We start from the raw sequence: 13,383 nt of genomic DNA, 5'->3' as shown, positions 1-13,383 counted from the left end.
GATCTCAGCTCGCCGAAGCGACCGCGACCACCGTGTCCCCGAGCAGACTCACCGTGTCCGGATCACTCCACGACCCGGTGATCGACACACCGTCGGCCACCACCTCGGCGCCTGCCTCGCGCAACTCGTCTGCCAGGTCCTGATTGACCGCCTCGCCGGGTCCCACCGTGATCACCGCGACCGGTTTGCCCGCGACAGTCGACGCTGACTGGGGATTGGCCAGCCAGGCGATCACATTCGCGGCCAGCGGCGGCACGCTCGCGCCCTCGGCCGCGAACAGCAGCACACCGTCGGCTTCCAGGGCGGAGCGGCGCAGCTGGTTCGCGATCGGCGGTCGCTCGTCCTCGGTATCGATCGCGGGACGGTAGGTCGGCAGGGTGTCGAGCTCGGCCAGGCTCACCACGTCGACGTTGTTGCGGATCGCGACCCGCTGGGTCTCGCTCGCCAACTGGTGCACGGTGGAGTTCTCGCCGGGTTCGGCGACTAGTGCGAGCAGATATGCCATCAGTTGTCCTTCGACGGTGTGACAGTCACTTTCACGCTTTTCATCATCGGCTGATCGCTCTCGGTGCTGTAATCGCCGATCGCACACAGCACGTTCATCTCCGGCATATACCCGGCGGCGCATCCCGGCGGAATGTCGTAGGTGACGACCTTGTACTTGTAGAGCGACCGCGTCGATCCGTCACGGGCGGTGCTGGTGATGTCGACCTCGTCGAACTCGGTCAAGCCGCGGTCGTGCATGTCGCGAGAGTTCATGAAGACCAGCGTGCGCAGGTTCTTCACTCCGCGATAGCGATCGTTGGTGGAGTAGATGGTGGTGTTCCACTGGTCGTGCGAACGCTGCGTCGCCAGGGTGAGCACCCCGGCCGGGTTGGTCGTGTCGGGCAGCCTCGCCGCGGAGAACTCCGCCTTGCTCGACGGGGTGAGGAAGATCAGCTCACGCGCGGGCTGGCGGATCCGGAATCCGAGCCCGAGCCGCACCCGCCGGTTGTAGTCCTCGAAACCGTCGAGGACCTTCGACATGGTGTCGCGGATGCGGTCGTAGTCCTCGACGTAGTACTCCCACGGCGTCGTCGTCCGCGGCAGTGCGGCTTTGGCGATACCGGCCAGAATCGCGGGCTCCGACAACAGATGGGGCGACGCGGGCTTCTTCATGCCCTTGGACAGGTGCACCACGGCCATGCCGTTCTCCATCGAGACCACCTGCGGGCCACTGCGTTGCTCGTCGTATTCGGTGCGCGCGAGGCAGGGCAGAATCAGCGCCCGCTTGCCGTGCACGACGTGGCTGCGGTTGAGCTTGGTGGAGACCATGACGGTGAAGTCGGCCTTCTGGAACGCCTCGAAGGTGTAGGCGCTGTCGGGTGCGGCCTGGACGAGGTTGCCGCCCATGCTCATGAAGAACTTGAGCTTGCCCCTGTGCATCGCCTCGATGGCGCCGACCACGTCGTAGCCGTTGGCGCGCGGCACGTCGATCCCGCACACCGCGGCCAGCCGGTCGAGGAATTCGGCGGGCGGATTGTTGTCGATGCCGCAGGTGCGGTTGCCCTGCACATTGCTGTGTCCGCGCACCGGCGACGGGCCCGCGCCCTCGCGACCGAGGTTGCCGCGCAGGAGAAGCAGATTGACGATCTCGCGGATCGTCTCCACACCGTGCTCGTGCTGGGTGACGCCGAGACACCAGCTGATGATGCTGCGGTCGGAGTCGCAGTAGATGCGGGCGGCCTTGCGGACCTCGGCTTCACCGAGTCCCGACTCGGTCTGGATATCGGCCCAGGTGGTCGCCTCCACCTCGCGCACGTACTCGTCGAAGCCCACGGTGTAGCGCTCGATGAACTCGTGATCGAGGGCCTTGTGGTCGGTCGCGGACTCTTCGAGGACGGCTTTGGCCATGCCGCGGATCAGCGCGAAGTCGCCGCCGATGCGCACCTGCAGGTTGAGCGTGCCGGTCTTGGTGGGGTGGAAGGTGGCCATCGCGAGGAAGTCGTGCGGGATGATCGTGTTGCGCGAGCCCGCTTCGATCAGCGGATTGACGTGCACCACCTGGGCGCCGCGCTGATAGGCCTCGGCGAGCGAGGTCAGCATGCGTGGCGCGTTCGAGGCGACATTGAGGCCCATGACGAACAGGGCGTCGGCCTTGGCCCAGTCCTCGAGGTCGCAGGTGCCCTTGCCGGTGCCGAGCGCGGCCTGTAGCGCGCGGCCACTGGCTTCGTGGCACATGTTGGAACAGTCGGGCAGATTGTTGGTGCCGTACTCGCGCACCATCAACTGGTAGAGGAAGGTGGCCTCGTTCGCGAGTCGGCCGGAGGTGTAGAACGCGGCCTCGTTCGGGTCCGCGAGCTCGCGCAGCGCCTTGCCCGTCATCTCGAACGCGTCGGCCCAGCTGATCGGCACATAATGGTCGGTCTCGGGGTCGTAGACCATCGGCTCGGTGAGCCTGCCCTGGTCTTCGAGATCGAAGGAACTCCAGGTGGCCAGCTCGGTCACGGTGTGCTGGGCGAAGAACTCGGCAGAGCAGCGCTTGTGCGTCATCTCCCAGGTGACGTGCTTGATGCCGTTCTCGCACACATCGAGGACCAGACCGTCGGTCGCGTCGGGCCACGCGCAGCCGGGGCAGTCGAAGCCGCGCTCCTGATGGTTCATCTTCAGGATGGCCTTGGTGCCGATGAACGGCTCGTGCTCCTTGCCGACCATGAATTTCCCGACCGCGATCGCCGCGCCCCAGCCAGCAGCGGGATGACGGTAGGGCTTGGCTTTCGGCACGGCCGCCCGGTCGGCTTCTCCGCTCGGACCTCGATCAGGATCCCAGGTGGTGTACGGACCGTCAGCCATGACAAATCTTCCCTTCGCGTGTATGCGGGTCGAGAAAGATGAGCTCTGTCCAGTGCCTCGCTTGGATTCTCTACCGCCGAGATCACGAAAAGGCTCAGGTACCCACCTTCGAGACGTCGGTATGCGAAACGTTGCATACTGTCGGCATGGCTGACGACAACGAGTGGTACTACTGCCTCAAGCACCACAAGGCCGAACAGGGCAAGGCCTGCTGGTACGGCGACCGCATGGGCCCCTACCCGGACCAGGCCACCGCGGAGAAGGCGCTCGAGATCGCGAAGGCGCGCAACAAAGCGGCCGACGACCAGGACGACTGACCCACACAGTGAGCAGAGTCATGGGATGAGCAGAGTCACCGCACGGCGCAAGACGACCCGCCTTTCCCCGGCCGGGCGGATCGAGCGACCCGACACGCTCGCCGTCGAGGAACCACTCGAAATCCGGGTCGACGGGCGATCGCTCACCGTCACGATGCGCACCCCCGGCAACGACATCGACCTCGTTCACGGCTTCCTGTTCGGTGAGGACATCATCGGTTCGGCCGACGACATCGTCACTGCCCGATATTGCGCGGGCACCGACAGCGAAGGCCGCAACACTTACAACGTCCTCGACCTGCGCCTCCGTAACCCGGTGCCGATCCACCCGCGCAAATTCCTCACCACCGGCGCGTGCGGGCTCTGTGGCAAGAGCGCCCTGGACGAAGTGCGCACCCACAGCCGCTTCCCGATCCCGCACGAGTCCGTGTCGATCGGCACCGGCACCCTCGGCGAGCTGCCGAAACAGCTGCGCGCCGGGCAGAAGTTGTTCGACGCTACCGGTGGACTGCACGCGGCGGGTCTGTTCACCGCCGACGGCACTCTGCTCGCCCTGCGCGAGGACATCGGCAGACATAACGCCGTCGACAAGGTGATCGGCTGGGCGGTGCGCGAGAACCGCGTGCCCGCGCACGATCTGGTGCTGGTCGTGAGCAGTCGGGCGTCGTTCGAACTGGCGCAGAAGGCAGTGATGGCCGGGATCCCGATCCTGGCCGCGGTGTCGGCGCCCAGCTCGCTCGCCGTCGACCTGGCAGCCGAGTCCGACCTCACACTGGTCGGCTTCCTTCGCGGCGAAACGATGAATATCTATACGGGCGAACACCGTCTGACCTGAGGTTCGGTGCTCGAAGTGGGCGATCGGCATATGTCGCAGTACGGTAACGGTACGGGTCGCCAGCACCGAACGCCCCGGGGGAGTTTACAAAAGAAAATGCTTCAGATAATGAACAATGAACGACGCCACCGCGTCCGGGTGGCGCTGTCCGCGTTGCTGGGCGCGGTCGCGCTCGTTACCGCGGGTTGCGGTAGTGAGCCGAAAGCCGCTCGACCGAGCGTGACGACGACTGTCGCCGTACCCGATCCCGGCGTCGACAGCGGAGCTATTTCCGTCGCGGTGCCGGGCAGCCTGGCCGCCGATTTCACCGAACTCCAGCAAGGATTCCGCGGTAGCGCGGGGTTGGCGATCATGCCGGTGGGCGGCAAGAAAATGGTGACCTTCGGCAACTGGTCCTCCGGTCCGGCCTGGTCGACGATCAAGGTGCCGCTCGCCATCGCGGCCCTGCGCAACAGCGCCTCCTACGCCACCTATGCCTCCGCTGCCATCACCGCGTCGGACAACGGCGCCGCCGACACCCTCTGGGACTCACTCGGCGGCGGCGGCGCCGCGGCCCAGGCGGTGCAGAATGTGCTGCGCGAAGGCGGCGACGTCCGTACCACCGTGCCGCCGACCCGCACCCGTGCCGACGCGTCGATCTACGGCCAGGCCGAATGGACCCTGGCCGATCAGGTGCGCTTCGCCTCGCAACTGCCGTGCATACCGCAGAGCGAGCGCGTGGTCGGGCTGATGCAGCAGATCATCGCGAGCCACCACTGGGGTCTCGGCGCGTTCGGCAGCGCCGAGTTCAAGGGCGGGTGGGGTCCCGACCCGGCGGGCAAGTACCTGGTCCGCCAGTTCGGCCTGATCGATTCGCCCACCGGCCGGATCGCGATCGCCTTCGCCGCGCAACCGGATTCGGGTGGTTTCAGCGACGGAACGGCCATGCTCGACAAGATGGCGACGCTCATCTCGGGGCACCTGAGCGAGCTCGCCGGAGGTCACTGCTCCTGATCGGCGCCGGTGCGGCAAGATGAACAGCATGCGCATCGGAGTCTTGACCGGAGGCGGGGACTGTCCAGGTCTGAACGCGGTGATCCGGGCTGTGGTCCGCACCGCGAACGGACGCTACGGCGATGCCGTCGTCGGTTTCGAGGACGGCTGGCGCGGCCTACTCGAGGATCGAAAGATCCGCATCCACAACGACGATCGCACCGACCGCCTGCTCACCAAGGGCGGCACCATGCTCGGCACCGCACGGACCAACCCCGACATGCTGCGCGCGGGCCTGCCTCGGATCCAGCAGACCCTCGACGACAACGGCATCGAAGCGCTGATCCCCATCGGGGGCGAAGGCACCCTCACCGCCGCGAGTTGGCTCGCCGACGAGGGCGTGCCGGTGGTCGGCGTGCCCAAGACCATCGACAACGACATCGACTGCACCGACGTCACATTCGGCCACGACACCGCGCTCTCGATCGCCACCGAGGCGATCGACCGCCTGCACACCACCGCCGAATCCCACCAGCGGGTGATGCTGGTCGAGGTGATGGGCCGCCACGCCGGCTGGATCGCGCTGAATTCCGGTATCGCCGCCGGCGCCCATCTCACCCTGGTGCCCGAGGAACCGTTCGACGTGTCCCAGGTGTGCGCGATGATCAAGGCCCGCTTCCAGCGCGGTGACAAGAGCTTCATCTGCGTGGTCGCCGAGGGCGCGCATCCCGCGCCGGATTCCGGATTCGCGTTGCGCGAGGGCGGGATCGACGAGTTCGGGCACGAGCGGTTCACCGGGGTCGCCCAGCAGCTGGGCTCGGAGATCGAGCGCCGCATCGGCAAGGAGGTCCGCACGACGGTGCTGGGCCACATCCAGCGCGGCGGCAGCCCGACGCCCTACGACCGGATCCTGGCCACGCGGTTCGGAGTGCATGCGGCCGAGGCGGTACACGCGGGGCATTTCGGTCAGATGGTGGCGCTGCACGGCACCAATATCGGGCTGGTTCCGCTGTCGGAGGCGACCAAGCAGCTCAAACGCGTTCCGCCGGAACGGCTCAGGGAGGCATCGGCCTTCTTCGGCTGAGCGCGGCTCGGTTCTCGCACAGTCGGTACGGTGGGTGTATGCGCACCGGTCGAGTGGTCGTTTCGGTCCTGTTCGTCGTCGCCGCACTGGTCGCGGGGTGCTCGCAGTCCTCGGACGACGCGGCGGCCCCCACGGTGTACGGCAGCTGGCACGGTGACATCGAGGTGCCGGGGCAGCCGATCGCGATCGGGGTGAATTTCGCCGAGGACGGGTCGGCCACCATCGACATCCCGGTCCAGGGTGTGCGCGAGGCGCCGTTGAAAGACGTTCGCACCGAACCAGACCGGGTGGAGTTCGATTTGCCCGACGTGCCGGGCGAGCCGGGTTTCCGCGGCACGCTCGACGGTGACCGGCTCACCGGCGACTGGATCCAGTTCGAGGAGAAAGCGCCGGTCACGCTGCAGCGCGGCAAGATCGAGGGCCCCGCCCGCCCCCAGGACCCGACACCGCCGTACCCGTACCGCAGCGAGGACGTCACCTATCGCAACGGCGACATCACCATCGCGGGCACCCTCACCGAACCCGAAGGCGCCGGCCCGTTCCCGGCGATGCTGCTCGTCACCGGCAGCGGCCCGCAGGACCGCAACGAAGAGCTGATGGGCCACCGCCCGTTCCAACTGCTGGCCGACACCTTCACCCGCGCGGGCTACGCCGTGTTGCGCGCCGACGACCGTGGCGTCGGCGGCACCGGCGGCACCCTCGACGACGCCACCTACCCCGAACTCGCCGCCGACGCGGCCGCGGGCGTCGCGTTCCTGCGCACCCGCGCCGAGATCGATCCGGCTCGGGTCGGTCTGTTCGGGCACAGTGAAGGCGGCTACCTCGCGCCGATGGTCGCCGCGCTGCCCGGCACCGATATCGCGTTCGCGGTCCTGATGGCGGGCCCGTCGGTGCCGGGCGCCGACGTGCTGATCGAGCAGAACAAAGCGATCATGGCCTCGTCGGGCGCACCGCAGGACCAGATCGACCAGCAGGTCGCCTACGTCACCACCTGGTCGACGCTGCTGCGCGCGGGCGACATCGAGGGCGCGAAGGCCTTCACCCAGCGGCACAACGACTCCCTGCCGGAGGCCGAACGCGCGCCACAGCAAGTCGTCGACGGGTTCAACACTCCGTACATGACCTCGTTCATCACCCACGACCCGAAGCCGACGTTGCAGGCGTTGCGCGTGCCGGTGCTGGCGTTCTTCGGCGACAAGGACCAGCAGGTCCTCGCCACCCAGAACGAGGGCCCGATGCGGGAGAACCTCGCCGGCGCCCCCGACGCGACCGTGCACACCTTCCCCGGCCTCAACCACCTGATGCAGCCCACCGCGACCGGCAAACCCAGCGAATACTCCACCATCGAGACGACCGTCGACCCCGCCGTGCTCACCTACGTCACCGGCTGGCTCACCCAGCGCGTTCCGCCTCGCTAGGACCACCGGCCGAGTGCGTCGGCGGGCTTACCTAGACTGCTCGTATGAGCGCACCCACGGTCGAGTTGATGGATTACGCCGATGTCATCTCCCGGTACGAGCCGGTGCTCGGCATGGAGGTCCACGTCGAGTTGTCCACGGCGACCAAGATGTTCTGCGGTTGCCCCACCGAGTTCGGCGCCGAACCCAATACCCAGGTGTGCCCGGTGTGCCTCGGTCTGCCCGGCTCGCTGCCCGTGGTGAACGAGAAGGCCATCGAATCGGCTATCCGCATCGGGCTCGCGCTGAACTGTTCGATCACCCCGTGGGGCCGGTTCGCGCGCAAGAACTACTTCTACCCCGACCAGCCGAAGAACTACCAGATCAGCCAGTACGACGAGCCGATCGCCACCGAGGGCTACCTCGACGTGACCCTCGACGACGGGTCCATCTTCCGCGTCGAGATCGAGCGCGCGCACATGGAGGAAGACACCGGCAAGTCCCTGCACGTCGGCGGCGCGACCGGTCGTATCCACGGCGCCAGCCACTCGCTGCTCGACTTCAACCGCGCGGGTGTGCCGCTGATCGAGATCGTCACCAAGACGATCACCGGTGCCGGTGAGCGCGCCCCCGAGGTCGCTCGCGCCTATGTCACCGCGCTGCGCGAGGTGCTGCGTTCGCTCGACGTCTCCGATGTGAAGATGGAACAGGGTTCGCTGCGCTGCGACGCCAACGTGTCGCTGATGCCGATCGGCGCCAAGGAATTCGGCACCCGTACCGAAACCAAGAACGTGAACTCGCTCAAGAGCGTCGAGGTCGCGGTGCGCTACGAGATGCGCCGCCAGGCCGCCGTGCTCACCGCGGGCGGCGAGATCATCCAGGAGACCCGCCACTTCCAGGAGGCCGACGGTTCCACCGCGGCCGGTCGCCGCAAGGAGACCGCCGAGGACTACCGCTACTTCCCCGAGCCCGACCTCGAGCCCGTCGCCCCGGCGGCCGAGTGGGTCGAGGAACTGCGCTCCACCATCCCCGAGTACCCGTGGCTGGTGCGCGCTCGCATCCAGGCCGACTGGGGCCTGTCCGACGAGGTCATGCGCGACCTCGTCAACGCAGGCGCCCTCGACCTCATCATCGCCACCGTCGAGGCGGGCGCGCCCGCCAACGAGGCGCGCTCCTGGTGGGTCGCCTACCTGACCGAGAAGGCCAAGGAACGCGACATCGCGCTCGCCGACCTGCCCATCACCCCCGCCCAGGTCGCCGCGGTGATCGCGCTGGTGGAGGCCAAGACCGTCAACAACAAGGTCGCCAAGCAGGTCGTCGACTTCGTCCTCGCCGGTGAAGGCGAACCCGCCGCCATCGTCGAAGCCAAGGGCCTCGGCATGGTCAGCGACGACTCGGCCCTCCAGGCCGAAGTCGAGAAGGCCCTCGCCGCGAACCCCGACATCGCCGAGAAGATCCGCTCGGGCAAGGTCGCCGCCGCGGGCAAGATCGTCGGCGACGTCATGAAGGCCACCCGCGGCCAGGCCGACGCCGCCCGCGTCCGCGACCTGGTCATCGCGGCCTGCGGCTGAGAATGTAAACGGCCGCCCGCCCTGCGTTCGCAGGACGGGCGGCCGCTTCGTTTCCTAGTCGGGGCCGCCTGCTCCGCCCTGCGGCGGTGGGATGCGGACGACGCGGTCGTCGAATTCGCCTGGCTCGCCGTCGGTTTTGTTGGTGGTGGTGACCCAGATGCTGCCGTCGGCGCTGGCGGTGGCGCCGAGGAGCTTGCCGTACTTGTCCTGGGCGATCAGGGTGGGGGCGGTGGTGACGGCGAAGGTGGTGGGGTCGGCGGCGACGGCGGCCAGCGCCTTACCTTCGTTCAGGGCGATGCCGACCCCGTCGCCGGTGGCCGTGCAGCCGCCGACGCCGGGGTGGTCGGGCCAGGTCCAGGAGACGCTGAGAGTGCCGTCGGCGCCCAGGTGTTGGAGGCGGTCCTCGGCGGCGGTGCGGTCGGTGACCCACATGCCGTCTTTGCCGTCGCGGCAGATATCACCGGCCGAGCCGATGCCCGACGCCACCACCTGCGGTTTGTTCGCGCCCGACGACGGCGATTCCAAGCGAAGCAGTTTGCCGCCGAGCGATCCGGGATCGGCTGCGGCGCCGGGGTTTCCGGCGTCGCCGGTGAGGATCATCAGCTGTGTCGGCGTCGCCCATTCTAGCGCGCCGCGATTTCCGCCGGCACCCTTGGGAATTCCGGTGAGGATCGGCTTGGCAGCCCCGCCCTTGGACAGTCGGACGACCCGATTGTCACTACCGGTGGTGATGTAGGCGTACATCAGCCCGTCCTCACCGAAGGTGGGGGAGAGCGCGATATCGGAGATGCCGCCGTCGGTCGACCCGTCGACGGGCACGCTGGCGATCTCCACCGGCGTCTCCTGTGGTGTGCTCGCGTCGACCGGCTTCACCTGCAGGATCCGCCCGGTCTTGCGCTCCGCGACGAAGGCGCCCTCGCCCACCGTGATCAGCCCGGCGCCCGATTCCATGCAGGTCGCGATGACGTTGGGATCGGGATCGATACACGGCCCGGTCGGACGCGGCGGCTGTGACGGCTCGTCCTGCGGCTTCTTCGGCTCCGCACCGGACCCGCCCAGCTGCGGTTCGGTGGTGAACGGACTCGAGGCCGACTCGTCGAAACGGGCGCACCCGGCTAGCAAAACGGTGCTGAGTGCCACCCCGACTGCCACGCGGCCCGCGATTCCCGAACTCATAGGTCAGACGTTACCGGCACCGGTGCGGGCCTGACGCGCCCGTAGCGTCCGGATGCATCTGTCACCGGTAGTCGAGCGGGGCTGACACGCCCGTTGCCAGGAAGGGCGGCACACCGCGATCACACGTCATAAGGTGAGTCGGTGACCGACAAGTCGAATGACACTCCGAAGGCCGAAGGTTCGGCACCGGCCGGGCAGGGCGCGTCGGCGGCGGGTCGCCCGGTGACCAGCCCGTTCGATTCGCCGACGACGCAGATGCGCAAGCCGGATCCGAAGGACGTTCCACGCACCGACGAGGACCTCGGTCTCGACCCCGGTGACGAGGTTCCCGGCGCGAGCACCGCCAAAACCGGTCCTGGTGGCGGCGACGACGCAAACGGGTACGCGACGATTCCGCCCGCGTCCGCGGCCTCGGCGGCCACCGTCCGTTTGCAGCGCCGCAACCGTGAGGCCCGCCGCGGCACCCTGGATCTCGGCCTGTTCGTGCTGCGCCTGGTGGTCGGCTACACCTTCATCTACCACGGCCTGCAGAAGCTGACCGGCTGGTTCCACGGCCCCGGCCTCGACGGCACCGAAGCCATGATGGAAAGCGGCGGCTGGGACTACCCGTCACTGTCGACCGCGCTGGTGATCGCCGGTGAACTCGGCGGCGGCATCCTGCTGGTGATCGGCCTGGCCACCCCGCTCGCCGCGGGCGCCGTTCTGGCCACGATCTTGAACGCGTGGATGTGGAAGCAAGGGATGGTCCCGGGCTTCCAGTACAACGCGGGCACCCCCACCGGCGTCGAACTCGACTCCGTCCTGGCCGGTTCCGCCCTGGCGATCATCCTCACCGGCCCCGGCCGCTGGTCCTTCGACCGCACCCGAGGCTGGGCCACCCGCCCGTCCTACGGTTCCTTCGTGGTGGTCCTACTCGCCGTCGCCGCCGCCATCCTCACCTTCTGGTTCCTCCACGGCGGCAACCCCCTGAAGGGTATCGGCCCGTTCAACTGAGCTGTGGCTGCGGCGGGGCCGGTTCGGTCAGGTGGGCGGTCATCGTGGCTTGTAGCTCGGTCACGAATGCCTCGAACCGCCGCAGTTCCTCGGGGGAGTAGTTGCCCATGACCGTGTCGACTTTCGTGCCGAGCGGACCGAAGAATTCGTCGGCGAGGGTGTGGATGCGTGGTGTGCTGCGCAGTGTGATGACGCGACGGTCGTCGTGCTCTCTGCTGCGCACGATGTGACCGGCTTGTTCGAGCCGGTTCAGCAGCGCGGTGGTCGCGCTGTTGGACAACGCGATCCGTTCACTGAGACGTGCCGGTGAGAGCGTGCTCCCGCGTTCTTCCGCGGTGAGAATCTCGATCAGCGCCTCGGCGTCGGTGGAGTGCAACCCGAGCCAGGTCGCGAACCGGCGGGTGTACTCCCGGTAGTTCGCGCCGTAGGCACGCAGGCCTTCGTCGAGCCGTTCGTGCTGGGCCCGAGCGTCCGACTGGCTCATAGGTTCCTTTCGCATCGTTTGACATCCTATTGCTCCGAAGATACTTTGACCATGGAAATATTCCACCATGGAACTAGGAGTGTGCGATGAGTCAAGAGTCGTCCATCCGCCGATGGCTCGGCTTGATCGCCATCGCCCTCGGCGTGGCGCTGATCGTGGTCGACACCACGATCGTGAACGTGATCATCCCGTCGATCATCAGTGACCTGGAGACGGGTTCCACCGAGGCGCAATGGATTCAGGAGTCCTACGCGATCGTCTTCGCGGCCCTGCTGTTGGTGGTCGGCCGGATCGCCGACATGGTCGGGGCGCGCCGGGTGTTCGTCACCGGTGTCGTGGTGTTCGGCGCGACCAGCATCCTGGCCGGGCTCGCCCCGGACGGGGGACTGCTCGTCATCGCCCGATTCCTGCAGGGAGCGGGCGCGGCGATGATCCTGCCGACCTCCCTGGCCCTGCTCAATGCCAATTTCACCGGCAAAGCCCGTGGTCAAGCCTTCGCGGTGTGGGGTTCCACGATCGGCGCGGCCGCCGCGCTCGGTCCGCTGCTCGGTGGGTGGCTGGCCGAACACGTGTCGTGGCGCTGGGCGTTCGGTATTAATGTGCCGCTGGCCGTGTTGATCGTGGTCGGTGTGCTGGCCTGCATCGCGCCGTCGCCGAAGGTCGCGGGCCGACTCGATGTGCTCGGGTCGATCCTGTCGGTGCTCGGTCTCGGGCTGCTCGCCTTCGGGCTGGTCGAGGGACGTACCTACGGCTGGATCACCACCATTCATCCGTTGGGGATCGCCGGATTCACCTGGGGGAGTGGGCCTTCGCCGGTCTTGGTCGCGCTCGTACTGAGCGTGCTCGCGTTGGGCGGTTTCGTCGTCCGGCAGGTGCTGCTGCGTCGCGGCGGCAATGCCGACAAGGCCCTGATGGACCTGAGCCTGTTCTCGCTCGCCTCGTTCCGCAACGGCAATATCGCCACGCTGATCATCGGTCTCGGCGAGTTCGGCATCGTCGCGGTGCTGCCGCTGTGGTTGCAGTTCACCCTCGGTTACAGCGCCCTGCAGGCCGGTCTCGCCCTGGTGCCGATCGCTATCGGCAGCTTCATCGCCAGCGGCGCCAGCTTCGGCATGGCGGGCAAGGCGTCGCCGCTGAACATGGTCCGCCTCGGCCTCGGACTCGAGGTGGTCGGTCTGGCGGCGCTCGGCTTCTTCGCCGCCACCGACAGCTCGTGGTGGTCGATCGCGCTGGTCCTGTGCGTGTACGGCATCGGCGTCGGTTTCGCCACGGCCCAGGTGACCAATGTCGTCCTGGCCGACATCCCCGAAGCCGACAACGGCCAGGCGTCCGGCATCCAGAGCGCGTTCCGCCAACTGGGTTCCGCCCTCGGCATCGCCCTGCTCACCACCATCTTCTTCACCACGCTGAGCTCGAATGTCGATGACGACCTCACCGCCGCGGGCACGCCACCGGCCCAGGCCCAGCAATACGCCCACGCCATCACCGGCAGCGCGGGCGCGGCGATCGAAGGTTTCGCCGCCCAACCGGATACGCAAGAGGTAGCCACCGCCGGCCGATCCGCTATGACCGCCGGCGTCAACCTCGGCGCCTACCTGGCCGCGGGTTTCGTCCTGATCGGCCTCGTCGCCACTGCCCTGATTCCCTCCCGAACCGGCCGCGACGACGAGTCGTCCACGTCGACAACACAACCCGCCCTCGTCTGACACCAAGAGATCTGGC

The 13,383-nt window shown here is 67.6% G+C and carries 12 protein-coding genes; 8 read left to right on the top strand and 4 right to left on the bottom strand.

Annotated features, from left to right (window positions below):
- Positions 1-4 precede the first annotated feature (4 nt).
- Both OHS03_RS20245 and OHS03_RS20240 read right to left on the bottom strand, forming a co-directional pair.
- Complete coding sequence (locus OHS03_RS20245; RefSeq protein WP_328656212.1) at positions 5-505, bottom strand: NADPH-dependent FMN reductase; 501 nt, start codon at positions 503-505, stop codon at positions 5-7.
- Complete coding sequence (locus OHS03_RS20240) at positions 505-2,832, bottom strand: FdhF/YdeP family oxidoreductase (protein WP_328656210.1); 2,328 nt, start codon at positions 2,830-2,832, stop codon at positions 505-507. The genes OHS03_RS20245 and OHS03_RS20240 overlap by 1 nt, the downstream gene beginning before the upstream one ends.
- A gap of 146 nt (positions 2,833-2,978) precedes the next feature.
- Here OHS03_RS20240 and OHS03_RS20235 point away from each other — a divergent pair, with 146 nt between their 5' ends.
- The 6 genes from OHS03_RS20235 to gatB all read left to right on the top strand — a co-directional run bounded on the left by OHS03_RS20235 (position 2,979) and on the right by gatB (position 9,008).
- Positions 2,979-3,149 (top strand): hypothetical protein, encoded by a 171-nt coding sequence (locus tag OHS03_RS20235; protein ID WP_165610217.1) that lies wholly within the window; start codon positions 2,979-2,981, stop codon positions 3,147-3,149.
- Between the two features lie 25 nt (positions 3,150-3,174).
- A complete protein-coding gene (gene fdhD, locus OHS03_RS20230) occupies positions 3,175-3,984 on the top strand; it encodes a formate dehydrogenase accessory sulfurtransferase FdhD (protein ID WP_328656208.1) in 810 nt (269 codons plus the stop codon).
- 108 nt (positions 3,985-4,092) lie between these two features.
- Positions 4,093-4,977 carry a hypothetical protein gene (locus tag OHS03_RS20225; protein ID WP_328656207.1) on the top strand — a complete coding sequence of 295 codons (885 nt, stop codon included), beginning with the start codon at positions 4,093-4,095 and terminating at the stop codon, positions 4,975-4,977.
- Positions 4,978-5,005: 28 nt separating this feature from the next.
- Positions 5,006-6,040, top strand: a complete 1,035-nt coding sequence (locus OHS03_RS20220; protein WP_056815734.1) for an ATP-dependent 6-phosphofructokinase — start codon at positions 5,006-5,008, stop codon at positions 6,038-6,040.
- 38 nt (positions 6,041-6,078) lie between these two features.
- The gene (locus tag OHS03_RS20215) at positions 6,079-7,458 is read left to right on the top strand and encodes an alpha/beta hydrolase family protein (protein WP_328656205.1); all 1,380 of its coding nucleotides are present in this window, start codon (positions 6,079-6,081) and stop codon (positions 7,456-7,458) included.
- A 44-nt stretch (positions 7,459-7,502) separates the two neighbouring features.
- Complete coding sequence (gene gatB, locus OHS03_RS20210; protein ID WP_328656203.1) at positions 7,503-9,008, top strand: Asp-tRNA(Asn)/Glu-tRNA(Gln) amidotransferase subunit GatB; 1,506 nt, start codon at positions 7,503-7,505, stop codon at positions 9,006-9,008.
- A 54-nt stretch (positions 9,009-9,062) separates the two neighbouring features.
- On the opposite strand, the gene OHS03_RS20205 is transcribed toward gatB, so the two are convergent.
- Positions 9,063-10,184: a PQQ-dependent sugar dehydrogenase gene (locus OHS03_RS20205; RefSeq protein WP_328656201.1), complete on the bottom strand. Its 1,122-nt coding sequence runs from the start codon at positions 10,182-10,184 to the stop codon at positions 9,063-9,065.
- Between the two features lie 141 nt (positions 10,185-10,325).
- Between OHS03_RS20205 and OHS03_RS20200 the strand changes: the two genes are divergently transcribed.
- Complete coding sequence (locus OHS03_RS20200) at positions 10,326-11,177, top strand: DoxX family protein (RefSeq protein ID WP_328656199.1); 852 nt, start codon at positions 10,326-10,328, stop codon at positions 11,175-11,177.
- Here OHS03_RS20200 and OHS03_RS20195 read toward each other — a convergent pair.
- Positions 11,170-11,661: a MarR family winged helix-turn-helix transcriptional regulator gene (locus OHS03_RS20195; RefSeq protein ID WP_328656197.1), complete on the bottom strand. Its 492-nt coding sequence runs from the start codon at positions 11,659-11,661 to the stop codon at positions 11,170-11,172. The genes OHS03_RS20200 and OHS03_RS20195 overlap by 8 nt on opposite strands.
- A gap of 86 nt (positions 11,662-11,747) precedes the next feature.
- Here OHS03_RS20195 and OHS03_RS20190 point away from each other — a divergent pair, with 86 nt between their 5' ends.
- Positions 11,748-13,367, top strand: coding sequence for a DHA2 family efflux MFS transporter permease subunit (locus OHS03_RS20190; RefSeq protein WP_328656194.1), 1,620 nt, complete (start codon positions 11,748-11,750; stop codon positions 13,365-13,367).
- Positions 13,368-13,383: the final 16 nt, after the last annotated feature.

Source organism: Nocardia salmonicida (assembly GCF_036142455.1).
GTDB classification, from domain to species: domain Bacteria; phylum Actinomycetota; class Actinomycetes; order Mycobacteriales; family Mycobacteriaceae; genus Nocardia; species Nocardia salmonicida.
The sequence above is the reverse complement of the archived record's forward strand: the minus strand, read 5'-3'. Positions and strand labels throughout refer to the sequence as shown.